Source organism: Streptomyces sp. NPDC091649 (assembly GCF_044756785.1).
In the GTDB taxonomy this organism is placed as follows: domain Bacteria; phylum Actinomycetota; class Actinomycetes; order Streptomycetales; family Streptomycetaceae; genus Streptomyces.
On sequence record NZ_JBIVTR010000011.1, the window covers coordinates 100,455 to 125,392 of the forward strand.

The 24,938-nt window shown below is 74.7% G+C and carries 25 protein-coding genes; 18 read left to right on the forward strand and 7 right to left on the reverse strand.

Annotated elements, in window-relative coordinates:
• Positions 1-343: 343 nt before the first annotated feature.
• Complete coding sequence (locus ACIQMU_RS19910) at positions 344-2,116, forward strand: ABC-F family ATP-binding cassette domain-containing protein (protein WP_402689321.1); 1,773 nt, start codon at positions 344-346, stop codon at positions 2,114-2,116.
• On the opposite strand, the gene ACIQMU_RS19915 is transcribed toward ACIQMU_RS19910, so the two are convergent.
• The 4 genes from ACIQMU_RS19915 to dhaK all read right to left on the reverse strand — a co-directional run bounded on the left by ACIQMU_RS19915 (position 2,080) and on the right by dhaK (position 4,854).
• Positions 2,080-2,583, reverse strand: a complete 504-nt coding sequence (locus ACIQMU_RS19915; protein WP_352240924.1) for an NUDIX domain-containing protein — start codon at positions 2,581-2,583, stop codon at positions 2,080-2,082. The genes ACIQMU_RS19910 and ACIQMU_RS19915 overlap by 37 nt on opposite strands.
• A 151-nt stretch (positions 2,584-2,734) precedes the next feature.
• Positions 2,735-3,145, reverse strand: coding sequence for a PTS fructose transporter subunit IIA (locus ACIQMU_RS19920; RefSeq protein WP_352240923.1), 411 nt, complete (start codon positions 3,143-3,145; stop codon positions 2,735-2,737).
• Complete coding sequence (gene dhaL / locus ACIQMU_RS19925; protein WP_402689322.1) at positions 3,142-3,753, reverse strand: dihydroxyacetone kinase subunit DhaL; 612 nt, start codon at positions 3,751-3,753, stop codon at positions 3,142-3,144. The genes ACIQMU_RS19920 and dhaL overlap by 4 nt, the downstream gene beginning before the upstream one ends.
• 108 nt (positions 3,754-3,861) lie before the next feature.
• A complete protein-coding gene (gene dhaK, locus ACIQMU_RS19930) occupies positions 3,862-4,854 on the reverse strand; it encodes a dihydroxyacetone kinase subunit DhaK (RefSeq protein ID WP_352240921.1) in 993 nt (330 codons plus the stop codon).
• A gap of 745 nt (positions 4,855-5,599) precedes the next feature.
• Between dhaK and ACIQMU_RS19935 the strand changes: the two genes are divergently transcribed.
• Complete coding sequence (locus tag ACIQMU_RS19935) at positions 5,600-5,818, forward strand: hypothetical protein (RefSeq protein ID WP_018959966.1); 219 nt, start codon at positions 5,600-5,602, stop codon at positions 5,816-5,818.
• Positions 5,819-6,040: 222 nt separating this feature from the next.
• On the opposite strand, the gene ACIQMU_RS19940 is transcribed toward ACIQMU_RS19935, so the two are convergent.
• The 3 genes from ACIQMU_RS19940 to ACIQMU_RS19950 all read right to left on the reverse strand — a co-directional run bounded on the left by ACIQMU_RS19940 (position 6,041) and on the right by ACIQMU_RS19950 (position 8,722).
• Positions 6,041-6,298, reverse strand: coding sequence for a hypothetical protein (locus ACIQMU_RS19940; protein WP_402689323.1), 258 nt, complete (start codon positions 6,296-6,298; stop codon positions 6,041-6,043).
• 144 nt (positions 6,299-6,442) lie between these two features.
• Positions 6,443-7,114: a phosphoribosyltransferase gene (locus tag ACIQMU_RS19945; RefSeq protein ID WP_402689324.1), complete on the reverse strand. Its 672-nt coding sequence runs from the start codon at positions 7,112-7,114 to the stop codon at positions 6,443-6,445.
• Between the two features lie 54 nt (positions 7,115-7,168).
• Positions 7,169-8,722 carry an FAD-dependent oxidoreductase gene (locus ACIQMU_RS19950; protein WP_402689325.1) on the reverse strand — a complete coding sequence of 518 codons (1,554 nt, stop codon included), beginning with the start codon at positions 8,720-8,722 and terminating at the stop codon, positions 7,169-7,171.
• Between the two features lie 344 nt (positions 8,723-9,066).
• Between ACIQMU_RS19950 and ACIQMU_RS19955 the strand changes: the two genes are divergently transcribed.
• From ACIQMU_RS19955 to ACIQMU_RS20030, 16 genes are all read left to right on the forward strand, one after another.
• Positions 9,067-9,264: a hypothetical protein gene (locus ACIQMU_RS19955; protein WP_402689326.1), complete on the forward strand. Its 198-nt coding sequence runs from the start codon at positions 9,067-9,069 to the stop codon at positions 9,262-9,264.
• Positions 9,265-9,532: 268 nt separating this feature from the next.
• On the forward strand, positions 9,533-9,949 hold the full coding sequence (locus ACIQMU_RS19960; protein WP_352240916.1) for a CBS domain-containing protein: 417 nt from the start codon (positions 9,533-9,535) through the stop codon (positions 9,947-9,949).
• A gap of 351 nt (positions 9,950-10,300) precedes the next feature.
• Positions 10,301-11,296: an NAD-dependent epimerase/dehydratase family protein gene (locus tag ACIQMU_RS19965; protein ID WP_402689327.1), complete on the forward strand. Its 996-nt coding sequence runs from the start codon at positions 10,301-10,303 to the stop codon at positions 11,294-11,296.
• An 11-nt stretch (positions 11,297-11,307) separates the two neighbouring features.
• Positions 11,308-12,942 (forward strand): carbamoyltransferase C-terminal domain-containing protein, encoded by a 1,635-nt coding sequence (locus ACIQMU_RS19970; protein WP_352240914.1) that lies wholly within the window; start codon positions 11,308-11,310, stop codon positions 12,940-12,942.
• Positions 12,939-13,928 carry a glycosyltransferase family 2 protein gene (locus ACIQMU_RS19975; protein ID WP_402689328.1) on the forward strand — a complete coding sequence of 330 codons (990 nt, stop codon included), beginning with the start codon at positions 12,939-12,941 and terminating at the stop codon, positions 13,926-13,928. The genes ACIQMU_RS19970 and ACIQMU_RS19975 overlap by 4 nt, the downstream gene beginning before the upstream one ends.
• Positions 13,925-14,479, forward strand: a complete 555-nt coding sequence (locus ACIQMU_RS19980; RefSeq protein ID WP_356725209.1) for an HAD family hydrolase — start codon at positions 13,925-13,927, stop codon at positions 14,477-14,479. Before ACIQMU_RS19975 ends, ACIQMU_RS19980 begins: the two co-directional genes overlap by 4 nt.
• The gene (locus ACIQMU_RS19985; RefSeq protein ID WP_402689386.1) at positions 14,476-15,483 is read left to right on the forward strand and encodes a glycosyltransferase family 9 protein; all 1,008 of its coding nucleotides are present in this window, start codon (positions 14,476-14,478) and stop codon (positions 15,481-15,483) included. The genes ACIQMU_RS19980 and ACIQMU_RS19985 overlap by 4 nt, the downstream gene beginning before the upstream one ends.
• Positions 15,480-16,442, forward strand: a complete 963-nt coding sequence (locus tag ACIQMU_RS19990; protein WP_402689329.1) for a glycosyltransferase — start codon at positions 15,480-15,482, stop codon at positions 16,440-16,442. The genes ACIQMU_RS19985 and ACIQMU_RS19990 overlap by 4 nt, the downstream gene beginning before the upstream one ends.
• Positions 16,439-17,680: a glycosyltransferase gene (locus ACIQMU_RS19995; protein WP_356725213.1), complete on the forward strand. Its 1,242-nt coding sequence runs from the start codon at positions 16,439-16,441 to the stop codon at positions 17,678-17,680. The genes ACIQMU_RS19990 and ACIQMU_RS19995 overlap by 4 nt, the downstream gene beginning before the upstream one ends.
• Positions 17,677-18,312: an SIS domain-containing protein gene (locus ACIQMU_RS20000; RefSeq protein WP_402689330.1), complete on the forward strand. Its 636-nt coding sequence runs from the start codon at positions 17,677-17,679 to the stop codon at positions 18,310-18,312. Before ACIQMU_RS19995 ends, ACIQMU_RS20000 begins: the two co-directional genes overlap by 4 nt.
• Positions 18,309-19,772, forward strand: a complete 1,464-nt coding sequence (gene rfaE2 / locus ACIQMU_RS20005) for a D-glycero-beta-D-manno-heptose 1-phosphate adenylyltransferase (protein WP_356725217.1) — start codon at positions 18,309-18,311, stop codon at positions 19,770-19,772. The genes ACIQMU_RS20000 and rfaE2 overlap by 4 nt, the downstream gene beginning before the upstream one ends.
• 5 nt (positions 19,773-19,777) lie before the next feature.
• Positions 19,778-20,812, forward strand: a complete 1,035-nt coding sequence (locus ACIQMU_RS20010) for a glycosyltransferase family 9 protein (protein ID WP_352240907.1) — start codon at positions 19,778-19,780, stop codon at positions 20,810-20,812.
• Positions 20,805-21,749 carry a glycosyltransferase family 2 protein gene (locus tag ACIQMU_RS20015; RefSeq protein WP_402689331.1) on the forward strand — a complete coding sequence of 315 codons (945 nt, stop codon included), beginning with the start codon at positions 20,805-20,807 and terminating at the stop codon, positions 21,747-21,749. Before ACIQMU_RS20010 ends, ACIQMU_RS20015 begins: the two co-directional genes overlap by 8 nt.
• Positions 21,746-22,642, forward strand: coding sequence for a glycosyltransferase (locus tag ACIQMU_RS20020; protein WP_356725220.1), 897 nt, complete (start codon positions 21,746-21,748; stop codon positions 22,640-22,642). Before ACIQMU_RS20015 ends, ACIQMU_RS20020 begins: the two co-directional genes overlap by 4 nt.
• Before the next feature lie 730 nt (positions 22,643-23,372).
• Positions 23,373-23,732 carry an ANTAR domain-containing protein gene (locus tag ACIQMU_RS20025; RefSeq protein ID WP_356725222.1) on the forward strand — a complete coding sequence of 120 codons (360 nt, stop codon included), beginning with the start codon at positions 23,373-23,375 and terminating at the stop codon, positions 23,730-23,732.
• A gap of 357 nt (positions 23,733-24,089) precedes the next feature.
• Positions 24,090-24,905 (forward strand): SigB/SigF/SigG family RNA polymerase sigma factor, encoded by an 816-nt coding sequence (locus ACIQMU_RS20030; RefSeq protein WP_402689332.1) that lies wholly within the window; start codon positions 24,090-24,092, stop codon positions 24,903-24,905.
• The last annotated feature ends 33 nt before the right edge of the window (positions 24,906-24,938 follow it).

Below are 24,938 nucleotides of genomic sequence, written 5' to 3' on the forward strand. Positions count from 1 at the left end.
CCCCCCCCGGCACCTCGCGGCCTCCCTCCCACGAGGTCGCCCGCCCCTCTCCGTCGGCCCTCCGCTCCTCCCCGGCCGCCGGGCCGACGGAGAAATCCCGGCGGCGGGAGGGCCGCCGCCGCTAAACTGGCCCGCATGGGTACGTACCACTACTACTACTTCCGCTGATTCCCGGCCCGGACGGCCGCCGCGCGCCGCACCACGCGTCCCGCTGAGACGCCCGGTGACGTCGACGTCACCCCGCGTGCGCCCGCCGCCGTCCCCTCCGCCGTCCGGCATCCACGCCCCGCCGCCGCGCCGCCGTGCGCCCCGCCGCGGGCCGTCACCCAGGGAAAAGGCACCCATGCACCCCCAGCGCGACCGCGCTCAACTGGCCATGAAAGACGTCTCCAAAACGTACGGGGACCGCTCCGTACTCGACCAGGTGACCCTCACCGTACGGCCCGGTGAGAAGACCGCCGTCATCGGCGAGAACGGCTCCGGAAAGTCCACTCTGCTCCGGCTGCTGGCCGGGATCGAGGCGCCCGACACCGGCGAGATCACCGCCCGGTTCCCCGGCGGCGTCGGCTACCTCGCCCAGACCCACGGCCTCGTTCCGGCCGATACCGTGCAGGACGCCGTCGACGAGGCCCTCGCCGAACTGCGCGACCTCGAACTCCGCATCCACGAGGCGGAGGCCGCCCTCGCGGAGCGCGAACCCGGTGACCCGGGGCCCACCGACGCGGAACTCGCCGCGTACGGAGACCTCCTCGCCGCCTACGAGCACCGCGACGGCTACCGGGCGGACGCCCGCACCGAAGCGGCTCTGCACGGCCTCGGTCTCGCCCACCTCACCCGCGACCGGGCTCTCGGCACGCTCTCCGGCGGCGAGCAGTCCCGGCTCGCCCTCGCCTGCGTCCTGGCCGCCGCCCCCGAACTGCTGTTGCTCGACGAGCCGACCAACCACCTCGACACCCGCGCCGTCGGCTGGCTGGAGGACCACCTGCGCGCCCACCGGGGCACCGTCGTGGCGATCACTCACGACCGGGCGTTCCTGGAACGCGTCACCTCGGTGATCCTGGAGGTCGACCGGGACCTGCGCACGGTCACCCGGTACGGGGACGGCTGGAACGGCTACCGCACCGCCAAGGCCGCCGCCCGCCGCCGCTGGGCCCTGGAGCACGAGGAGTACGTCGCGGAGCTGGCCCGCACCGAGGAACTCGTCGAGGCGGCCGGAGTACGGCTCGCGGCCACCGGAGGGGACCCCGGGCAAGGCTTCGGCAAGCACCGCCGTTCGCACGAGACCAAGCTGTCCGGCCGGGTCAGGGCCGCCCGGACCCGGCTGGAGGCCCTGCGCAGGTCTCCCGTGCCGCCCCCGCCCCGCCCGCTCGCCTTCACCGGCCGCCCGTCCGTCGCCACCGGGCCCGGCACGGCGGACCGCGCGAGGACCGCGACGGGAACCGGCGCGGCGGGCCGTGACGGACGCGCCGCCGGAACCGGTACGACGGGCCGCACGAGGACTCTCGTGGAACTGGACGCCGTCTCCGTCGGGGACCGCCTCCGCCTCCCCTCCCTGCGCGTGGAACCGGGAGCCCGCCTCCTGGTGACCGGTGCGAACGGGGCCGGGAAATCCACTCTGCTGCGGGTCCTCGCGGGAGACCTGGCCCCCGACGCGGGGACGGTCACCCGCCATGCCCGCATCGGCTACCTCCCGCAGGAACTCCCCGCGCGCCCGCCCCGGCGCACCCTGCTCGCCACCTTCGCGGCGGGCCGCCCCGGCTTCCCCGACGCATACGCCGACGACCTCCTGGCCCTCGGCCTGTTCCGCCCCGAGGACCTCGACGTGCCCGTGGCGTCCCTCTCCGTCGGCCAGCAACGGAGACTGGCCCTGGCCCGGCTGGTGACCCGGCCGGCCGATCTGCTGGTGCTGGACGAGCCCACGAACCACATCGCGCTGAGCCTGGTCGAGGAACTGGAGCAGGCCCTCGACCAGTACCGGGGAGCGGTCGTCGTCGTCTCGCACGACCGCGGCTTCCGGGCCCGCTTCACCGGTGACGTCCTGGAGCTGCGGGCAGGCCGCCCGGCGGACACGGCACCGGCCTACGCGTCGGGGGAGGCGGCCGTCCCGCGGACGTGAGCGCGCAGCCGGTCGACGAACACCCGCTGGCCGGCCACCAGCCGCTCGACGGCCTGCTCCGGCGTGCACCAGGCGAACCGGTCCATCTCCGGGAACTCCTGCTGCACGCCGGACCCGCGCGGCCACTCCATCGTGAACGTCCCCGGCACGACCGAGGCCACGTCCAGCTCCGCCTCCACGGCCCAGACGCTCACCGTCTTGCCGCTGCGCTGCCGTGACGCGCCCAGCGCGATCCACTCACCCGGCGGCGCCGGCACCCCCAGCTCCTCCACGAACTCCCGGCGGGCGGCCGCCTCCGCGTCCTCCTCCGGACCGTACTCGCCCTTCGGCACCGACCAGGCGGCCGTCTCCCGCCCCGCCCAGAACGGTCCGCCCATGTGCCCGATCAGCACCTCGACATCCCGCTCGCCGTTTCGGCCCGTGACCCGGAACAGAAGAAGACCCGCACTGCGCCTGCCTGTCGACATGGCGTCAAGTCTGCTGCGCCCGGACCCGGGGCGCCACGCGTGGGCGGCGGTGCACGGGCGCGCGGCGGAGTAGCGGGGGCATGGGGGCGGGGGAGCGCGGGACCCCGCGGCGGGACCCCGCACACCCCGGTGTCATCCGGGCGCCAGGCCCCTACGTCTTGCGGTAGCCGTACGCCTCCGAGGCCGCCGCCACCACCGCCGCGAGATCGCCGCCCGCCGAGGCGGTCACCACGGCGGCCACCGCGCCCTCCACGAACGGCGCGTCCACGAGCCGGGTGTCCTCGGGCAGCTCGTCGCCCTCCGCCAGCATGGCCTTGACTGTGAGGACCGCGCTTCCCAGATCCACCAGGACCGCCACGCCCACGCCCCGGTCCACGGAGGCGGCGGCCCGGCCGATAAGCTCCGCACTCGTCCCGAGCCCGCCGTTGGGCAGTCCGCCGGCCGGGGCGACCGGCGCGGTCACCCCTCCGGCGGCGAGACCCCGGGCCAGCTCGGCGACCGACTCGGCGACCGGACCGCTGTGGGAGACCAGGACGATGCCCACCTGACGCTCGCCGCTCATGCGCCCGCTCCGTCCGCCGCGGTCGCCGCCAGCGCCTCGACCAGCAGTGCCGACGAGGTCGCGCCCGGGTCCTGATGCCCGATGCTGCGCTCCCCGAGATAACTGGCCCGGCCCTTGCGCGCCTGCAACGGCACCGTCGCCCCGGCACCCGCACGGGCCGCGTCCGCGGCGCCGTCGAACGAGGTGGCGAGGGCCTCCGCCGCGGGCAGCAGCGCGTCGAGCATCGTCTTGTCCCCGGCCTGGGCGCCGCCGAGCTGCCCCACCGCGGCGACCCCCGCCGCGAACGCCCGGGCCAGCTGCTCCTGTGTCACCTCCGGCTCATCTCCGAGAGCCTTGCCCGTACGGCGCAGCAGCGTCCCGTACAGCGGACCGGACGCCCCGCCGACGGTCGAGATGAGCTGCCGTCCGGCCAGGGCGAGCACCGCACCGGGGGTGGCGGGGGAGTCCTCCTCCAGCACCGTCGTCACCGCCGTGAAGCCGCGCTGGAGGTTGCTGCCGTGATCGGCGTCCCCGATCGCCGAGTCCAGCTCGGTGAGATGGTCCGCCTCACGCTCCACGGACGCCGCCGCAGCGGTCATCCAGCGGCGGAAGAAGTCGGTGTCGAGCACATGATCTCCTGTTCTCGGTCGCACGCGGAACTGATCGTCCCGGCGGCACGGCTGACGGCCGGCCCCGCACCGGGGCCGCGTACACGGTCACGGAATCCGGCCGGCGGCTCAGCAGCCCCAGCGCAGCGCGGCCGTCCGCACGGGCGCGTCCCACAGTCGCAGCAGCTCCTCGTCCACCTGGCACAGCGTCACCGAGCAGCCTGCCATGTCGAGCGACGTCACGTAGTTCCCCACGAGCGTACGAGCCACCGGGACGCCGCGTTCGGACAGCACCCGGTGGACCTCGGCATTGAACCCGTACAGCTCCAGCAGCGGCGTCGCCCCCATGCCGTTCACCAGCGCCAGCACCGGGCCCGTGGGGCGCAGGTCCTCCAGCACCGCGTCCACGGCGAAGTCGGCGATCTCCCCCGACGTCATCATCGGCCGCCGCTCACGCCCCGGCTCCCCGTGGATGCCGATGCCCAACTCCAGCTCCCCGGTGGGCAGATCGAAGGTCGGGCTGCCCTTGGCCGGAGTGGTGACGGCGCCGAGCGCCACCCCGAAGCTGCGCGATGCCCCGTTCACCTGCCGCGCGACCGCGGCCACCCGCTCCAGCGGAGCGCCCTCGTCCGCCAGTGCCCCGGCGATCTTCTCGACGAACAGCGTCGCTCCCGTGCCGCGCCGCCCGGCGGTGAACGTACTGTCGCTCACCGCCACGTCGTCGTCCACCACCACCTGGGCGACCTGGACCCCCTCTTCCTCGGCGAGCTCGGCGGCCATCTCGAAGTTGAGCACGTCACCGGTGTAGTTCTTGACGACGAACAGCACGCCCGCCCCACTGTCGACGGCCGCCGCCGCCCGCACCATCTGGTCCGGCACGGGAGAGGTGAACACCTCCCCCGGGCAGGCGGCCGACAGCATCCCGGGCCCGACGAACCCGGCGTGCAACGGCTCGTGCCCGGAGCCGCCCCCGGAGACCAGCCCCACCTTTCCCGCGACGGGCGCGTCCCGCCGGGCGACGACCCGGTTCTCCACGTCGACGGTCAGCTCCGGATGCGCGGCGGCGATGCCCCGCAGGGCATCGGCGACCACGGTCTCGGGTACGTTGATCAGCATCTTCACGTCTGTCTCCTAGCGAGCCTGCAGAGGGCTTCGTGACCTGCGCATTGCCTGATGGGGCGGACTGTGGGGGGGCGCGGTGATCCGGGGGCCCGCGGCGCTCGGGCGCGTACTGCGGCGGTATCGACGCCGACCGGTCACCGACCCCCTGATTGATCGTCACCCACTGTAGATCGCGGCTTTCGGCCCTGGCGGGAAGCTGCTCAAACTCCCACCGGGCCTCTGCCGGGACGTCGCGATCCCATGCCCCGCGCCGGTCGCTACGGGCGTCGCGGCGGCGGGGCGCCCTCCTCGGTGGAGCCCTGGACCGCAAGAAGCGGCCGTGCGGTCCGGCGCGACCTGTCGCCACGGGTCCGGCCCCCCGGTTCACAAGCCCCCTGTGCGGTGTTTCCGCGTGAGTGAGTGGCTCGATTCCATCCCTTCGTGCGATCGGGAGACTCGGGGCCCGGGAGCGGCTCCGAGGTCGCTCGGTGGAGAGTGCCCGGTCTTCCGGCGCCTCCGTCGGGCGGGTGGTCGCCGGCCCGGCGGTGTCGCCCGTTCCGTCGGCTCGCGGAGTGCCGCATCCGGTGGGGCGGGAGGCGGTGCATGTGCTTTCGGACAATCCCGGCCGATCTCTTGTTCAGGTGCGTCGGAGCCGCCGCCCTCTGTCATGCTCTACATGGCTGTAGAGGCAGGCGGGGGTGCGGAGGTCCGCGCGCCCCGCGATACGCGCGCTTCGTGGGAAGCGCGGAACGATGAGGGGACGAGCGTGGCTTCGATCGATCTGGACAAGGTGCTGGACAAGGCGTGGGCGGACAAGAGCGTGCCGGAGGTGCTGGCGGCGCCGGTGTCGGCGCTCAAGGGCGTCTCGGACCGGCAGGGCGACCTGCTCAAGGAGGCGTTCGGCATCAAGACCGTGGCCGACCTCGCGGACCTGAAGTACGTCGGCTGGGCGCAGGCCCTGGCCGCGCTCGACGCGGCGAAGTAACGCCTTGGCGGGCGCGCGGTGCCGTGGACAGGGTTCCGTGGCGCCGCGCGCCCGGGACCGGCGCGCCCGGGCCACGTCCTGCGGCGCCCCGCGCGGGTGCGACGACGTGCGACCGGCTCCGGAGCCGGCCGCGACCCTGATCCGACGTGATCCGGCGGGCGAGGTCACGCACCGCCTCGAAGGGGGGCCGGCGGTCCGGCGGCACCGCCCGCGGTGACGGCGTCAGGGGCGTTCCCGCGTCGGGGAATGCTTCTTCCGGATGACCAGGAGGTCGACGGCCGCGGTCGCGGCGACGAGGGCGCACGCCCCCGCGAGGAGCCACAGTTGCGTGGTGCTCGGCGTGTCACCCGGGTCGGAGACTGTCGCCAGCAGCGCGAGCAGCACCGCCGCCGCGACGAACGCGAAGAGGGCCGACGTCGCGAGGATTCTCCTGAGCTTGATCGCGCTGCGAGCGTTGACCGGCTCTGTACCACGCCTCATACGAATCGCCTCCAAGTCGGAAATGAATTCCCACCGTCGCCGGTGGCTTCCCCGTTCCCAGCGGCCGGACCGGGAGCACTGGCAGGCGGAGGACCCGGTGCCGAGCCGGCGCGGGCATGGTCGGACATCCCTCAGGTACGCGTTTCAGGACGAGGGTGCGGGTGCCGACGGCGGCCCGAGGTCGCGCAGTACGGCGAGGACTTCATCGTCCGCCACCTGGTCGAAGTCGTCGTACCACTCGCCCACGGCTCGGAAGCCCGGCGGCTCGTACAGGCAGACGACGTCGTCGGCGTCCGCGCTCAGGCGGTCTGCGCTGCCGGGGGCGCCGACGGGCACGGCGAGGACCAGCCGGCCCGGGCCCCGGTCGCGCAGGTGGCCCAGGGCCACCCGTGCGGTGAGCCCGGTGGCGAGTCCGTCGTCGACTAGGACGACGGTCCTTCCGGCGACTCGGGGCTCGGGTCGGCCGCCCCGGTAGAGCTTCTCGCGGCGGTGCAGCTCCGCGCGTTCGCGGGCCACCTCCGGCCCGAGCCGCTCCTCCTCCACGCCGAGCATCTCCAGGGCCGTCCGGTCGAACAGCGGCGGATCGTCACCGATGATCGCGCCGATCCCGCTCTCCGGCCGGCCGGGCGGACCGATCTTCCGGACGACCAGGACGTCCAGCACGGCGTGGAGTTCCGAGGCGACCGGTGCCGCGACGGGTACGCCGCCGCGGGGGAGCGCGAGGACAAGGGGGTCGGTCACCTCCCGGCCGGCCTGCCGGGCCAGGAGCCGTTCGGCAAGCTCACGGCCGGCTTGGCCGCGGTCCCGAAATCGCATGATTCCGCCTTTCCGCCGGATCGCGGTGTGGGGAGCGTCGGGCGCGCGCCCCCTTCACTCCTCTTCGCCGGTGACGTCCACCTCCTCCAGGGGGCGTAGGGCCGGCCCCTGGAGGACGGAGCCGTCGACGCCGAACCGGGAGCCGTGGCACGGGCATTCCCAGGTGGTTTCCGCCTCGTTGAAGGACACCAGGCAGCCGAGGTGGGTGCACCGGGCGGAGACGGCGCGCAGGGCGCCGTCCTGGTCCCGGTGGACGGCGCAGCGGCGTCCCTTCACCCGTACGACCGCCCCGGCGCCCGGCGGGATGTCGTCGACCGAGTCGACGTGGGTCACACGCATCCGGTCGCCGGCGAAGTGCTTGGCCACGTCGGCCTGTTGTCCCAGGAGGGCGGAGCCCTCACGCAGCACGCTCGCGAGGCGGCGCGGGTCGTACAGCTCCGTCCAGGCCGGCTGCGCGCCCGAGCCGGTGATCAGGGAGGCCAACAGGCGGCTCGCGAGGACGCCGCCCGTCATGCCCCAGCCTCCGAAGCCGGTGGCCACGTACGTGTGCCGGGCTCCGATGTGGAAGGGGCCGACGAGCGGCACCGTGTCGCTGGGGTCGTTGTCCTGTGCCGCCCACCGGTACGCGGCGGGGCCCACCGGGAAGCGTTCCTGCATCCAGGAGTCCAGGCGGCCGAAGCTCTCCTGCGGGTCGCCCGTTCCGGGAGTGAAGCTCTCCCCGGTGACGATGAGCAGGCGGCGGCCCTCGTCGAGCGGCGCCGAGCGCACCGACCGCTTTCCCTCGTCCTCGGTGATGTACATGCCCTTCGGAGCCCGGTCGGCGGCCACGGGAGCGGCGACCACCAGCTCCCGCCTCGGCGACAGCCGCGCGAAGAGCATCGCGCGGTCGAAGACGGGGTAGTGCGTGGCGATGACCACATCGCGGGCCGTCACCAGCCGCTTGTCCTCCGTGGTCAGCCGACAGGGCCGTCCTTCCGAGAGGCCGGTGACCCGGGTGCGTTCGTGGACGAGTCCCCCTTCTTCGAGCAGGTTCTCGGCAAGAGCCAGAAGGTAGCGGCGCGGGTGGAACTGCGCCTGTTCGTCCAGTCGGACCGCACCGGCGACGGGGAAGGGCAGTTCGGTATCGGTGACGTACGTGACGTCCAGGCCGGCTTCGGCGGCGGCGCGGGCCTCCGCTTCGACGGTCTCCCGCGAGTCGGGCCCGGCCGCGTAGGAGTAGGCGCTGACCCGTTCCAGATCACAGGCGATGCCCACCTCGTCGACGATCGCCGCCAGCCGCTCCACCGCGTCCAGCTGCGACATGGCGTACAGCCGGGCGGCCTCGGCACCCTGCTTCCGCCGCAGCCGGTCGTACACGAGGGAGTGCAGAGCGGACACCTTGGCCGTGGTGTAGCCGGTGACACCGGAGGCGATACGGTCCGCCTCCAGCACCACGACTCGCCGGCCTGCCCGGGCCAGCTCCCACGCGGTGCTCAGCCCGGCGATGCCGCCGCCCACCACGGCGACGTCCACCGTGAGGTCCTCGGTCAGGCGCGGATACCGCGGGGCGTCGGTGGTCCGCATCCAGTAGGACTCGTCCTGCCCGGAGAAGGGGCGGGGGTCGGTCATGACGTTTGCTCCCCAGGTCGGTCGCGGCCCGGCGGGAGCCGCCGCGGCGCTTCCAGCCTGCCGCCGGCTCTCCGCAGGCCGCGCGCGTGGTGTCGGCCGCGCCGGCCTTCGTGCCGCGCCCCGATGTCGAGCGGTCCTGCTGTCGCCGGGTACCACCGTGCTCGCGGGTCAAACGCCGTCCCGCGGGACCGAGGAACGGGCGGAGGGGCGGGCAGAGGGACGGAGGGCCCGGGAGGATCCAGGAATGCAGGGGGAGGAGGACGCAGGAGGGGAGGGCGGTGTTTGGTACGGAGCGTCCTGGGGACTCGGATGGTGCACCGAACCCCGCGTAGGGAGCGAACGCGATGTCGAACCCGCAGCAACCGGAACAGCGGCGCAGCGACAAGGGCGGGGCAACCCCGCAGGACAGCGCCGAGATGAAAGCGCGACAGCCGGGAACGCCGCGTGGCGGCGGCGCCCGGGCACATGGAACGGACAAGGGCAGCAAGGGCGGAGGCCCCGGTGGGGGAGTGCCGCCCGAGGAGCGCCCGGACCACCCCTGAGTCACCCGGGTCACCCGGAAACCCCCACTGATCCGCTCGTGTCCCGGCTCCCGGTCTCCGGCCCTCGGCCCCGGCCCTGCCGGCCGGGGCGCGTGCGGTCCGGCGACCGACGTGCGACTGGTCCACCGACCGGGGCACGCCCCGTTCACCGACCGAGGAGTGCCCGAAGAGGTCACGCCCGGCCTCGCGTGCCCATGAGCCCTCCGGCCGGGGGAACCCGTCACGTCACGGGCGGAGCCACGTGATTCCCAGGAAGGAAAGGACATTCATGACTACCGCACGCGAGATCATGACCAGCGGCGCGGAGTGCGTCGGTGAGAAGGAGAGCGTCCTCGACGCCGCGAAGAAGATGACGGAACTCGGGGTCGGGGCTCTTCCGATCTGCGGTCTGGACAACAAGCTCAAAGGTGTTCTGACCGACCGCGACATCGTGGTCGGGGTGCTCGGCGCGGGCAAGGACCCCGCGGAATGCACGGCCGGCGAGCTGGCCCAGGGGGAGGCGGTGACCATCGGCGCCGATGACCCCGCCGAGGAGATCCTCCGCACGATGACCTCGCACAAGGTCCGCAGGCTGCCGGTCATCGACGGCCACACCCTGGTCGGTATGGTCGCCACCGCGGACGTCGCCCGCTCCCTGCCCGACCGCCGGGTGGGAGACCTGATCGAAGCCCTCTCCAGCGACTGAAGCACGACCACCGGTCCCGCCTGCCCCGCGCCTCGGCCGCAGACCGGGGCCGAGCAGGCGGGCCGCGCGCGCCACGCCCCGCAGGGGCGCGGCGCGCGCTTCGCGGTTGGGCCGTTCGAGGGATCCGGTCCAGGGCGGAGAACTCTCAGGTGTGAAACGTAACCGCTTGGGAACTCGGCGTGACATGCCCGTCGGGACCACGGCGGGCGTCCTGGGTTCCCGCCCGCCGCGGTGGCACATCGGCGGCCGGCGGAGTGTCCCGGCCCGACCCTTCCTGTCAGTTCGTCGTCAGTGGTCCGGCGCTGCCCAGGAGTCGTGTGTGACCCCCCACCACGGACGAAAGGCGGACCCATGTCCTTGATGACGACACCAGCCCCCTGGCGTCGCGCCGTCGTCACCGGAGGTGCCGGATTCCTCGGCTCCCATCTGTGCGAGCGGCTGCTGGACTCAGGAGTGGAAGTCGACTGTGCGGACAATCTGCTGTCCGGGTCCCTGGACAACATCGCCCATCTGGAGAACCGCCCGGGGTTCCGGTTCGTCCGGTGCGACGTCTCCTCCGGCCGGACGGCCGACGAACTGGGCGGCCCCTACGACCTGGTCCTGCACTTCGCCTGTCCCGCCTCGCCCGCCGACTACCTGCGCCACCCGCTGGAGACCATGGACGTGGGCAGCCTCGGCACCCGCAACGCCCTGGGGATCGCGCACCGCGACGGCGCCCGCTTCCTGCTCGCCTCCACCTCCGAGGTCTACGGCGACCCCCTGGTCCATCCGCAACGCGAGGACTACTGGGGCAACGTCAACCCGGTGGGTCCGCGCAGCGTGTACGACGAGTCCAAGCGGTTCGCCGAAGCGCTGGTCACCGCGCACGCCGGGGCGAAGAACCTGAACGCCGGCATCGTGCGGATGTTCAACACCTACGGCCCGCGCATGCGCGCCCACGACGGCCGCGCCGTCCCGACCTTCGTCTGCCAGGCGCTCGCCGGAGAGCCGGTGACCGTGGCCGGTGACGGCAGCCAGACACGTTCGCTGTGCTACGTGGACGACACCGTCGAGGGCGTCCTGCGGGTGGCGGCCAGCCAGGCCGTCCGCCCGGTGAACATCGGCGGCGGCGACGAGGTCACGGTCCTGGACATCGCCCGCCGGGTGATCGCGCTGACCGGGTCCCCCTCCCCGCTCGCCTTCATCGAGCGCCCCGAGGACGACCCCGAGCGGCGTCGGCCCGACACCACCCTGGCCCGCGAACTCCTGGGCTGGGAGCCGCGCGTGAGCTGGGAGGAGGGCATCAAGCGGACCATCGCCCACTTCTCCGCCACGCCCGGCCCCGCATCCCCTGCCCCGCAGTACTGACGGAGGTTCCCATGCGCGTCCTCGGCGTCAACGCCCTCTTCCACGACCCGGCCGCCGCCCTGGTCATCGACGGCACCATCGTCGCCGCGGCGGAGGAGGAGCGCTTCAGCCGTCGCAAGCACGGCAAGCGACCCGTCCCGTTCTCCGCCTGGGAGATGCCCGAGCTCAGCGCCCGTTGGTGCCTCGAACAGGCCGGCCTGCGCCCCGCGGACCTCGATGTGGTCGCCTACTCCTACGACCCCGGTCTCGCCGCCCCCGCGGACCGCCTGGGCCTCGACGACCCGTGGGACCATCTGCGGCAGGAGTACGCGCGCCGCGCCCCGGAATTCCTCGCCGAAGCCCTGCCGGGGCTCGACGCCGGGAAGGTCCGCTTCGTCCCCCACCACGTCGCCCACGCGGCCTCCGCGGGCCAGGCGTCCCCCCACCCCGACTGCGCGGTCCTCGTCCTCGACGGGCGGGGCGAGTGCGGCTCCCACCTCTCGGGCCGCTATGTCAACCGTCAACTGACCGTCCTGGCCGCCCAGAAGCTGCCGGACTCCGTGGGCCTGTTCTACGAGGACCTCACCCAGCACCTGGGCTTCCTGCGCAGCAGCGACGAGTTCAAGGTCATGGCGCTCGCCTCCTACGGGAAACCCCGCTTCGCCGACCGGCTGCGGGAGTTCGTCCACACCGACGGCGCGGGCGGCTTCACCGCCCGCCCGGTGCCGTGGGAGTCCCTCGTGCCGGGACGGGCGCCCGGCGCCCCCTGGACGCAGGAGCACGCCGACGTCGCCGCGAGCGCCCAGGCCCGCCTGGAGGACGTCCTTCTGGAGCTGGCGTGGTGGCTGCACGGCCGCACCGGCGAGGACGTGCTCGCCCTCGCCGGGGGAGTCGCGCTCAACTGCGTGGCCAACACCCGGCTGTACCGCGAGAGTCCCTTCCGGGAGATCTGGGTGCAGCCCGCGGCGGGCGACGCGGGAACCGCCCTCGGGGCCGCTCTCCACGTGGCGTCCGAGAAGGAACCCGTGGACGCGATGCCGACCGCCGCGCTCGGGCGGGGCTGGAGCGACGAGGAACTGCGCGGCTGGCTGGAGCGGGCGGCCGTACCGTACGAGGAACCCGACGACATCGCCGAGACGGTGGCGGAGGAGCTGAGCCGGGACGGAGTCGTCGCGTGGTTCCAGGGGCGTTCCGAGTTCGGTCCCAGGGCGCTCGGCCACCGCTCCCTGCTGGCCCACCCGGGACGGGCCGCGAACCTGGAGCGGCTGAACGCGGTCAAGGGACGCGAGGAGTTCCGGCCGGTCGCGCCCATGGTGCTGGAGGAACGGGCCGCGGAACTCTTCGACGGGCCGGTGCCGAGCCCGTACATGCTGTTCGTCCATGACGTCGCCGAGGAGTGGCGCGAGCGCATCCCCGCGGTCGTCCACGTCGACGGCACCGCCCGGGTCCAGACCGTGAACGCCGCGTCCGAGCCTCTCGTGGCCCGCATGCTCCAGGCTTTCGAACGGCGTACCGGCCTGCCCGTCGTCGTGAACACCAGCCTCAACACGGCCGGCCGGCCCATGGTCGACGACCCCCGCGACGCCCTGGAGTGCTTCGGGTCGGCTCCGGTGGACCTGCTGGCGCTCGGTCCCTTCGCGGTGCGGCGAGGGAAGGTCTTCGCATGACGGGGCCCGCGGATTACGCCGTGGTCGTCCCCACCATCGGCCGCGCCTGCCTGGACGACTGCCTGCGGGCCCTGGCCGCGTGCGCCGGGCCGCCGCCGGCGGAGGTCGTCGTGGTCGACGACCGGCCCGCGCCCGGCGGCGCTCTCCCGCTGGGGTCGGCCGGAGACCTCCGGGTGCGCACCCTCGCCACCGGCGGGCGGGGCCCCGCCGCCGCCCGCAACGCCGGCTGGCGAGCGGTGGACGCCCCCTGGGTGGTGTTCCTCGACGACGACGTGCGGGTACGGCCAGACTGGCGGCACCGCCTCGCGGCGGACCTCGCGGCGGCCGACGGCGACACCGGCGGCGTGCAGGGGCGGCTGACGGTGCCCCTGCCCGCGTTCCGCAGGCCCACGGACTGGGAGCGGGGCACCGCCGGCCTGGAAGGGGCTGCCTGGGCCACCGCCGACATGGCCTACCGGGCGGTTGTGCTCAAAGAGGTCGACGGCTTTGACGAAAGGTTTCCGCGCGCCTATCGGGAGGACGCCGACCTCGCGCTGCGCGTCATGGACGCCGGGTGGTCGCTGCGCCGGGGCGAACGCGTCACCCACCATCCCGTCCGACCGAGCGACCGCTGGGCCTCGGTGCGCGCCCAGCGGGGCAACGCCGACGACGCCCTCATGAACCGCCTCCACGGACCCGGATGGTGGACCCGGGCCCAGGCGTCGCGCGGCCGGCTGCCCGGCCACCTCGCCATCACCGGCCTGGCGGGCGCGGCCGTCCTCTGCGCCGCCGCCCGGCGCCCCCGGGCCGGGGCGCTCGCCGCCGGACTGTGGGCCGCGGCCACGGCCGAGTTCGCCTGGGCCCGCATAGCCCCCGGCCCCCGGACCCGGCAGGAGGTGGTCACGATGGCCGCCACGAGCGTGCTCATCCCGCCCCTGGCCTGCTGGCACCGCCTCGCCGGCGAGGTCCGGCATCGCTCCGTCCGGCCGGCGGGAGGTGCCCGATGAGCAGCCTCGACCCCGCTCCCCGCCCGGTCTCCGCCGTCCTCTTCGACCGGGACGGCACCCTGGTGGAGGACGTTCCGTACAACGGCGACCCGGAGAAGGTGCGGCTGCTGCCCGGTGCCCGCGAGGCCGTCGGACTGCTGCGCGACGGAGGCATCGCCACCGGGGTGGTCAGCAACCAGTCGGGCATCGGCAGGGGACTGGTCTCCGAGGACGACGTCATCCGGGTCAACCGTCGGACCGATGAACTCCTGGGCGCGCTCGGTACCTGGGTCTTCTGCCCCCACGTCCCCGAGGACCACTGCGCCTGTCGCAAGCCGCGGCCGGGGATGGTCCTGGAGGCCGCCCGCCGGCTCGGCGTGCCGCCCACCGCCTGCGTGGTGATCGGCGACATCCGCGCCGATGTCCTCGCCGCGCGGGCGGCCGGAGCGCGAGGCGTCCTCGTCCCCAACGCGGCGACGCTGCCCGCCGAGGTGGAAAGGGAGCGCTGGACGGCCCCCGACGTGCTGAGCGCCGTCCGGCTGGTACTGGAGCGACAGGGGGACGTGTGGTGAAGGCACTGGTCGTACGGTTGGACAGCTTCGGCGACGTGCTACTGGCGGGCCCCGCCGTCCGCGCGGTCGCCGCCCACGCGTCTCACCTGACGATGCTCTGCGGACCCCGTGGCGAAGCAGCCGCCCGACTGCTTCCCGGGGTCGACGACGTGCTCGTCTGGGAGGCGCCCTGGGAAGGCGTCAGCCCCCCGCCCGTGGACCCGGCCGATGTCGACGCGCTGGTCCGCCGCGTACGGGCAGGCGCGTACGACAGCGCGCTCGTCCTCACCTCGTTCCACCAGAGCCCGCTGCCCGTCGCCCTGCTGCTCAGAATGGCCGGGGTGGCGCGAACCGGCGCCGACAGCGTCGACCATCCCGGCCGCCTGCTCGACGTCCGGAACCACCGGCTCCCCGGGCGCCACGAAGCGGAGGCCGCGCTCGACACCGCCGTGGCCATGGGGTTCGCCCCGCCGCCCGGCGACGACGGGCGGCTGCGCGTGCTGCCCGCCCCCGACACCGTGCCCCTGACCGGGAACGGCCCCTACGTCGTCGTCCACCCCGGCGCCAGCGCACCGGCCCGCGCCTGGAGCCCCGAACGCTGCGCCGCCACGGTCCGGAGCCTCGCCGACGCCGGCCACCGGGTCGTCGTCACCGGCGGGCCGGACGAGAAGGCGCTCACCCGGCACGTCAGCGGTGAGACCGCCCTCGACCTCGGAGGCCGCACCGACCCCCGCACCCTGGCGGGCGTCCTGCGCAACGCCGACGTGCTGGTCAGCGGCAACACCGGACCGGCCCACCTGGCCGCCGCCGTCTCCACCCCCGTCGTCTCCCTCTTCGCCCCCGTGGTCCCCGCCGAACGCTGGGCCCCCTTCGGGGTGCCGTCCGTCCTGCTCGGCGACCAGTCCGCGAAGTGCGCCGACAGCCGCGCCCGCCACTGCCCCGTCCCCGGCCACCCCTGTCTGAACGACGTCACCCCCCAAGAAGTGGTGCGAGCCGTTCGGGAGCTCATCGAGGAGCACGCATGAACATCCTCATCTGGCACGTCCACGGCTCCTGGGCCACCTCGTTCGTCCAGGGTCCGCACACCTATCTCGTGCCCGTCACCCCGGACCGCGGACCGGACGGCCTCGGCCGGGCGGCCACCTGGCACTGGCCGCCGAACGTCCGCGAGGTGACGCCGCGGGAGCTGCGCGAACAGGACATCGACCTCATGGTGCTCCAGCGCCCGCACGAGATCTCGCTGGCCCGGCAGTGGACCGGACGGCGGCCGGGCGCCGATGTCCCGGCGGTCTACGTCGAGCACAACAGCCCGGACGGCACACCCGTCGGCACCCGCCACCCGCTGGCCGACCGCGACGACCTCCCCCTCGTCCACGTCACCCACTTCAACCGGCTGATGTGGGACAACGGCCGGGCCCCCGCCACCGTCATCGAGCACGGCGTCATCGACCCGGGCCCGCTGTGGACCGGTACGGAGGCCAGGGCCGCGGTCGTGGTCAACGACCCGGTGCGCCGGGGCCGTACGACGGGGACCGACCTGCTGCCCCGCTTCGCCGGGGCCGCGCCCCTGGACGTCTTCGGCATGCGCACCGAAGGACTCGGCGCCCACCTCGGGCTGCCCCCCGGCCGCTGCCGCACCCGCGACCTGCCGCAGGGCGAACTCCACCCCGCCATGGCCCGCTGCCGCCTCTACCTCCACCCGGTCCGGTGGACCTCGCTCGGACTGTCGCTGCTGGAGGCGATGTTCCTCGGGATGCCCGTCGTCGCCCTGGACACCACCGAGGTGCGCGAGGCCGTGCCCGACGACGCGGGGGTCGTGTCCAACCGCCTCGACGTCCTCGAAGAGGCGGTACGCGCCTTCCTCGCCGACCCCGAACAGGCGTCGTACGCGGGGCAGCGGGCCAGGGCGGCGGTACAGGCCCGGTACGGGGTCCAGCGCTTCCTGGACGACTGGGAACACCTGATGAAAGAGGTCACGCGATGAGCCCCACCCACTCGGCCCCGCTCCGTGTCGCTCTCGTGTCGGAGCACGCCAGCCCACTCGCCGACCTGGGGGGACCGGACGCCGGCGGACAGAACGTGTACGTCGCCCAGCTCGCCGGCCACCTCGCCCGGCGCGGCCACGAGGTCACCGTCTACACCCGCCGGGACGGCCCCGGCCTGGCCCCGGAGCTGACCACCGCACACGGAGTGAAGGTCGTCCACGTGCCGGCCGGACCGGCCTCCCGCGTACCCAAGGACGAACTTCTCCCGTGCATGCCCGAGTTCGGGGCGTTCCTCGCGAAACGCTGGAGGACCGCCCCGCCGGACGTGGTGCACGCCCACTTCTGGATGTCCGGCACGGCGGCCCTGGCCGGTGCTCGCGGCCTGGGGGTCCCCGTGGTGCAGACGTACCACGCGCTCGGGACGGTGAAGAAGCGGCACCAGGGGAGCGAGGACACCAGTCCGCCCCAGCGCCTGGCCGTCGAGGCGGCGATCGGCAGGGCCTGCCGGCGCGTCCTGGCGACCTGTGCCGACGAGGTGGCCGAACTCATCGCGATGGGGGTGGACCGCGACCGCGTCTCCGTCGTCCCCTGCGGCGTGGACCCGAGGCACTTCGCACCGGTCGCGGGCGCCCGCACCGCCGCCGGGCCCCGCCGTCTGCTCGCGGTGGGCCGGCTCGTACGGCGGAAGGGCTTCGACCGTGCGATCGGCGCGCTCGCCGCGGTCCCCGACGCCGAACTCCTCATCGCCGGCGGGCCCGAGGCGGAGCTGCTGTTCGCCGAGCCGGAGGCGGAGCGGCTGAGGAAGGTCGCCGAGGACCACGGGGTCGCCGACCGGGTCACCCTGCTCGGCGCGGTGGCCCACGACCGGATGCCCCGGTTGATGTCCGGCGCGGACCTGGTGCTGTCCCTGCCCGACTACGAACCCTTCGGCATCGTGCCCATCGAGGCCATGGCCTGCCGGACCCCGGTGGTCGCCACCGCCGTCGGCGGCCACCTCGACACCGTGGTGGACGGTGTCACCGGCGCCCTGGTGCCGCCCGCAGCACAGGGCGGGCAGGAACACCTCGCCCGGGTGATCCGCACGTTGCTCGACGATCCGGAACGGCTGGCCCGCTACGGCAGGGCCGGCCGGGAACGCGTTCTCGCGCACTACAGCTGGGACCGTGTCGCCGACGGGGTCGCCCGCGTCTACAGCGCCGTGCGCGCCACCTCCTCACTCTCGGGAGCCGTCCGATGAACCCCACCCGCCACGCTCAGCACTGCGACGACCTGACGGAAGCCCTCGCCGCGTTCCGGAGCTCGTGCTCCGTCCTGCACCGCTGGGGCGGCGAGCTGGCAGGCCGCCTCGGCGGCGGCGCCAGGCTGCTCGTCGCCGGCAACGGCGGGAGCGCGGCGCAGGCCCAGCACCTGACCGCCGAACTCGTGGGCCGCTACCGCGAGGACCGGCCGCCGTTCTCGGCACTCGCCCTCCACGCCGACACCTCCTCCACGACCGCCATCGCCAACGACTACGGTGTCCAGGAGGTGTTCGCCCGGCAGACCTGCGCCCACGGCCGCCCCGGCGACGTCCTGATGCTCCTGTCGACCAGTGGTGCGAGCGCCAACCTCCTCTCCGCCGCCGCCGAGGCCCGCCGCATCGGCATGACCGTGTGGGCGCTGACCGGCCCGGCCCCCAACCCGCTCGAAGCGGCCTGCGACGAGGCCCTGTGCGTGGCCGCCCCCGCCTCGGCGACCGTTCAGGAACTCCACCTCGTGGCGGTCCACATGCTCTGCGAAGCGTTCGACCAGGTATGTGAGGAGCGGGCGTCGGTCTCGCGACGGCCCTCCCCCTCTCCCTCCCCGGTGGCCGTCGAGAGGGGCGCGCTGTGACCGTGCCCGCACCCCTCCTCGTCGTCGGGGACGCCCTCCTCGACCACGACCTGTCCGGCCGGGCCGACCGGCTGGCCCCCGACGCACCGGTCCCCGTGGTGCACGGCGCCCGTCGCAGCACACGGCCGGGCGGCGCGGCGCTGGCGGCCTACTTCGCGGCCGCCGACGGCCGCGAGGTCACCCTCGTCACGGCGCTGGGCGACGGCGAGGCCGACCGTACGCTGCGGCTCCTCCTCCAGGACCGCGTCCGCCTCGTCGAACTGCCGCTCACCGGTGAACTCCCCCGCAAGACACGGGTCATGGCCCAAGGGGTCCCGGTGCTCAGGCTGGACGACGGCGACGGGCGAGCGGCCGGGGCGACGGACGAGGCGCGGGCGGCGATCGGCGCGGCCGGGGCCGTCCTGGTCGCCGACTACGGCCGGGGCGCCGCCGACGTCCTGCGGGAGGCGCTCACCCGGGCGGCCCGCACGGTCCCCGTGGTCTGGGACCCGCACCCCCGGGGCGGGCCGCCGGTGAAGGGCACCAGGCTCGTCACGCCCTCGGCCGCCGAGGCCCGCGCCTTCGCCGCCCGCACCGGGGACGAGCCGCCGGGGGAACGTCCCGGTCCCGGCGGCGATCCGCACCGCCCGCGGCCCGACCTGCACCGCGCGGCCGACGACGCACGGGAGCTGATCCGGGCCTGGGGCGTCGCCTCCGTCGCGGTGACCCTGGGGTCGGACGGGGCGCTGCTCTCCCACGGGGACGACCCGCTGCTGGTCTCCGCCCCCCGTACCGCGTCGGGGGACGCCTGCGGAGCGGGCGACCGCTTCGCCGCGACCGCCGCCGGGCTGCTGGCCGACGGCGCGCTGCCCGAGAAGGCCGTGCAGGCGGCGGTACGGGCCGCCACGCGGTACGTCACCGACGGCGGGGCGGCGGGCCTGCGGTACGACCGCCCCGCCGCCCCGCCGGACCCGGACGCCTCCCCGAACCCGGAGTCGGCGCGGCTGGCCGACCGCGTCCGTGCGCAGGGCGGCACCGTCGTGGCGGCGGGCGGCTGCTTCGATCTGCTGCACGCGGGCCACGTCGCCCTGCTCCAGGCGGCCCGCCGTATCGGCGACTGCCTCATCGTGTGCGTCAACTCCGACGCCTCGGTCCGTCGGCGCAAGGGGCCGACCCGGCCGCTCGTGCCGGTCGCCGACCGGGTCCGGGTCCTGCTGGCGCTGGGCTGTGTCGACGCGGTCGCGGTCTTCGACGAGGACACCCCCGAGCAGTTGCTGAAGGAGCTGCGTCCCCACATCTGGGCCAAGGGCGGCGACTACGCGCTCGCCCAGCTCCCCGAGACGCCGCTCGTGCGGAGCTGGGGCGGCGAAGTGGTGCTCCTGCCCTACCTCAACGGCCGTTCCACCACCGATCTCGCCGCCCGGGCCGCCCTGGTCCCGGCCGAACGGGCCACCGGACGCGCCCGTACGGGCAGGAGGTGACGACCATGTCCGGCCCGGCCGCCGCCGCCCGGCCCCGCCTGCTCGTCCTCCGGGCCCTGGGGCTCGGCGACCTGCTCACCGCGGTGCCCGCCCTGCGAGGGCTGCGCCGCGCCCACCCCGGCCACGAGATCGTCCTCGCCGCCCCCTCGTCGCTGCGGGACGCGGCCCTGGCGACCGAAGCGGTGGACACCCTCTTCCCGGCCCAGGCGCCCGGACGCGGAGTCCCGACCCTCACCGGCTGGTACGGGGGCCCGCCGGACGTCGCCGTCGATCTGCACGGCAACGGGCCCGAGAGCCACGCCGCCCTCGCCGCCCTCGGACCGCGCCGCATCCTCTCGTACGCCTCTCCGACGCCGACGATGTCGTCGGCCGGGGCCGCGCCGCCCGTGTGGCGGCACGAGGACCACGAGCGCGAACGCTGGTGCCGCCTGCTGGCGGCCTACGGCATCCCGGCCGATCCCGCAGACGTCCGGCTGCCCCAGCCGTCCCGCCCCTCACCGGCTCCCGGCGCCGTGGTGGTGCACCCGGGAGCCGAGGCGGCGGCCCGGCGCTGGCCGGCCCGGCACCACGCCATCGTCGTGCGGCGGCTGCTGGCGGAGGGCTGCCGCGTCGTGGTGACCGGTGGGCCGGGGGAGGAGGAACTGGTCGCGGACCTGGCCCGCGCCGCGGGCCTCGGCCCCCGGGACGTCATGTCCGGCGGGCTGCCGTTCGCGGAGCTGTCCGCCCTGGTCGCAGGCGCGGCCTGCCTCCTCAGCGGCGACACCGGACCCGCCCACCTCGCCGTCGCCCACGGCACACCGTCGGTGACCCTCTTCGGCCCGGTGGCGCCCCGTCTGTGGGGGCCGCCGCCGGACCCGCGGCACACGGCCCTGTGGCACCCCGGCCCGCCGGGTGACCCGCACGGCGCCGTTCCCGACCCCGCGCTGATGCGGATCGGCACCGTCGAGGTGCTCGCCTCCGTCCTGGCCCAGGTCCGCCGGGGCAGGGCGGGGTCCCGGAGCGCGGCGAGCGAGTCCGCGGGGGCGAACGGCCATGGCTGAGCGGTCCGGCGGGAGCCCGCCGGGAGGCGACGCCCGGACCACCGTCGCCATGATCACCCGGAACCGGCCGGACAGTGCCCTGCACACCCTGGACCGGCTGGCCGAGCTGCCCGAGCGGCCCCCGGTCGTGGTCGTCGACAACGGCGTCGACCCGGCGGTGACCGCCGCCCTGCGCGCCCACCCCGTCGGCGCCCGGGTCCTCGCCCCGGGACGCAACACCGGGGCCCTGGGCCGCAACCTCGCCGTACGCCGCGCGACGACCCCGTACGTCGCCTTCAGCGACGACGACTCCTGGTGGGGCCCCGGCTCCCTGCGGCGCGCCGCCGACCTCCTCGACGCCCATCCGCACCTCGGCCTGCTGGCGGCCCGCAGCCTGGTGGGGCCCGACGAACGGGACGATCCGCTGAACGACCTGCTGGCGCGCTCGCCGCTCCCCCCGGAACCCGGTCTGCCGGGCCGCCCCGTCCTGGGCTTCCTCGGCTGCGCGTGTGTCGTGCGCAGGCAGGCATATCTCGACGTCGGCGGATACCATCCGCTGCTCTTCTTCGGCGCGGAGGAAACGCTCCTCGCCTACGACCTGGCGGCCGCCGGCTGGGGCGTCTCCTACGAACCGTCCGTGACCGCCCACCACCACCCCGACCCGGGCGCACGGCCGGGCCGCTCCGCACTGCTGCGCCGCAACGCGCTGCTCACCGCCTGGCTCCGCCGCCCGGCCCACGTGGCGCTGCGGCACACCCTGGAGCTGGGCGCCGCCACGTTCCGGGGCGAGGACGGTGCCGCCACGGCGCTGCGCGGGGCTCTGGCCCGGGCCCCCCGGGCCGTACGGCAGCGCCGCCGGCTGCCCGCGCGGACCGAACAGCGGGTACGGCTGCTGGAAGGCAACGCCCGCGCGGCGAAGGGCCTCTCCGGGGCCGGGAAGAAGGGAAGCGCCGCATGACCGACGACCGGATCACCGTCGTGGTGATCACCCATGGCCGCCGCCCCGAACTCCTGCGTACCCTGCGGGCCCTGCGAGCCCTGCCGGAGGCCCCGGCGGTCATCGTCACGGACAACGACTCCCAGGACGGCACCGCCGAGGCGGTGGCGCGCCTGTTCCCCGAGATGACCCTGCTGACGCCCGGCCGCAACCTCGGAGCCGTCGGCCGCAACCTGGCGGTCGAGCGCGTACGAACCCCGTACGTGGCCTTCTGCGACGACGACACCTGGTGGGAGCCGGGCTCCCTGCGGCACGCGGCCGATCTCCTCGACCGGCGGCCGCTGCTGGCCGCGGTGACGGCGCGCATCGTCGTGGAACCGTCGGGCGAGGAGGACCCCGTCGTCGCCGAGCTGCGGGATTCACCGCTGGAGGGGCCCGCCTGGCTGCCGGGGCCCGCACTCGGTTCGTTCCTCGCCGCCGCCACCGTGATGCGTACGGACGCCTTCCGGTCGGCCGGCGGTTTTCACCCCGGGCTGTGGCTGGGAGGCGAGGAGGAGCTACTGGCCACCGATCTGCTCCGGCGGGGATGGTGGCTCAGCTACGTGCCCGAGCTGCTGATCCACCACGCCGCCTCTCCGGTCCGCGACAGCACCGCGCGGCGAACGCTGGGTCTGCGGAACACCCTCTGGTTCACCTGGCTGCGCCGCCCGTGGGCCCCGGCTCTGCGCCGTACCGCCCACCTCCTGGCCACGGTCCCCCGGGACCGCGCCTCGCTCCGGGCGTTCGCCCAGGCCGCCGAAGGACTGCCGTGGGTGCTCAAGCAGCGGGCCCCGGTGCCCCGCGAACTCGAAGCCCGGCTGCGGGCGCTGGAACGGGCGCGACGGACGTCGGCCGCGCGGCGCTACGTCGGCTGACACCGGAAGCGTTCCCGGGCCCCCCGGGACGCCGTGCTGGACGACGGCGAACAGGTCCTCCCGGACGTCGGACACGGCCATGGGAGGCAGTCCGCCGCGTGCCGAGACCATCAGGAGGCCCGCCGGACGGGCGTCCGTGAACGTCACGCTGTGGGAGACCGGGCGATGCGCCGGCACGGAGGAAGCGACGATCTCGTCGAGGCCGGCGGACGCTTCGGCCACCTTCTGAGCACCAGGGGCCGCCGAGCCCGGGGATCTGAACACGGTCTCGGCCCGGAGCCCCACCGCCCGCGGCCCCGGGAGGCCACCCGCGATCCCGGCGGCGGAGACCGGCCCGTCCTCCGCCGAGGGCAGGAACGATCCTTCGCCGCCACCCCGCCGCCGGTCCGCGTGTCGGGTGCAACGGGCCCGCGGCCCCTGCCTATGCTCCCTGCGGTGGAGGGACGTACCGGACACACCGCGTCCGCCCTTCCGCCGACAAGCCGGCCGGGCGAAGAAGTCAGCCAGCCGCGGGTGGGACCCCACGACGGCCGCTGCCGTGCCCGGGGGTTCACCGGCAGGTGTGCTCGCCCCATGAGCCGCACCTGCCTCGGGGCCCCTGCGACGCCCCCCGCAGGGGGCCCGGCCCATGTATCCGAGCACTGCCCCGGCAGGCTCCGGCCGACGCCCGTCCGTGCGCGGCCGGGGCGGAGTGATGGACAGACAGGGAAGCCGGAAGGAGCAACCAGGCATGCGGGAACCACTCGACCAGGACCACAGCACGTGCACCGCGGCGTCGGGCGGCGAGAGCCCGGCACAGTCCGCCCGCCTGCCGGCGGCCGACATCGCCGCTCTGCGGAGCGAGCTGGAGGGGCTGCGCGCCGCACTCAGCAGTCGGCCGGTCATCGACATCGCCCGGGGCATCCTCATCGCCTCGACGCCCTGCACCAGCCAACAGGCATGGCAGATATTGGTGAACGCGTCCCAGGACAGCAACATCAAGCTGCGGGACATCGCTCACCAACTCGTCGAGAGCTTTCACGGCTCCCCCTTGCCGCCCGCCACCCGTCGCGCCCTGCACACCGCCATCCGGCACACCCGCGCCCGCTGAGCCGGTCCTCGTCGCACGGAAGCGGCGCGGTGGCCTCGCACGCCCCTGGCACCGGACGCGCCGCACGGGAGCGGTGCGGCGCGTCCGGCGCCACGGCGTGCGACCGGGGCACCGCCGGCCCGGGCCGGCGGCCCGGCCCGCCCGTACGCCGTGCGCCCGGTCGGCGTCGTCCAGCCGGGTGACCGCCCCCGCCCACAGGGTTCGTGGGCGCCGGAGCGTGGCAGGGCCAGGATGTGCTTCGGAGGTGAGGCGCGCCCCGCGGCGGACATCGTGCGGGACGTGCGCGCGGATGCTCGGCACGTCCCGCAGTCCCTCCCGGTTTCCTTGATCCCCGTACGGCGAGGAGTGGAGCCCCCCATGGCCGTCGAGAGCCGGTATGCCGACGACCCCGACACGGCAGCAGACTTCCGGAGGCTCGCCGAGCTGCCCGACGGGCCCGCCAAGGAGCACCTGCGGGGACAGATCATCTGCGCCTGGCTCCCCATGGCCCACCGGCTGGCGGCCCGCTACCGCAATCGCGGCGAGACCCTGGAGGATCTGCGGCAGGTAGCGGCCGTCGGACTGGTCAACGCCGTCGACCGCTACGACCCCGCGGTCGCCCGTGCTTTCGCCCCCTTCGCCATCCCCACCATCACCGGCGAGATCAAGCGGCACTTCCGGGACCGCATGTGGTCCGTGCACGTACCCCGCAGAATCCAGAACCTCCGGAACGCCGTCCGGCTGGCCACGGCCGAACTGGCCGCCGCCGGCGTCCCGACGTCCCTCGCCCGCCTCGCCGAGCACACCGGACTCAGCGAGGACGAGGTGCGCCAGGGGAACGAGGCGCTGCACGGCTTCACCGCCCTGTCCATCGACGCCGAGGTCGCCGCCGGGGACGGTGACGTGCTGCTCGGCGACAGCCTCGGCGTCGTGGACGAGGGCTTCGACCTGGTACTCGACCGCGAGGCGGCCAGATCCGGGATCAACTGTCTGGCGGAGCGCGAGAAACGGGTGCTCTACCTGCGGTTCTTCGCCGACCTGACGCAGAGCGCCATCGCCGCGGAGCTGGGCGTCTCCCAGATGCACGTGTCCCGCCTCATGGCCGAGTCCTGCCGCCGTATCCGGGAGCACGCGATGCGCGAGCCCGTCGCACGGCGGAAGTCCCCCGACACCGGACGCCCGCGCACCGTGTGACGCGGCCGGGCGCGGCGCACCCCGCCCCGCCGG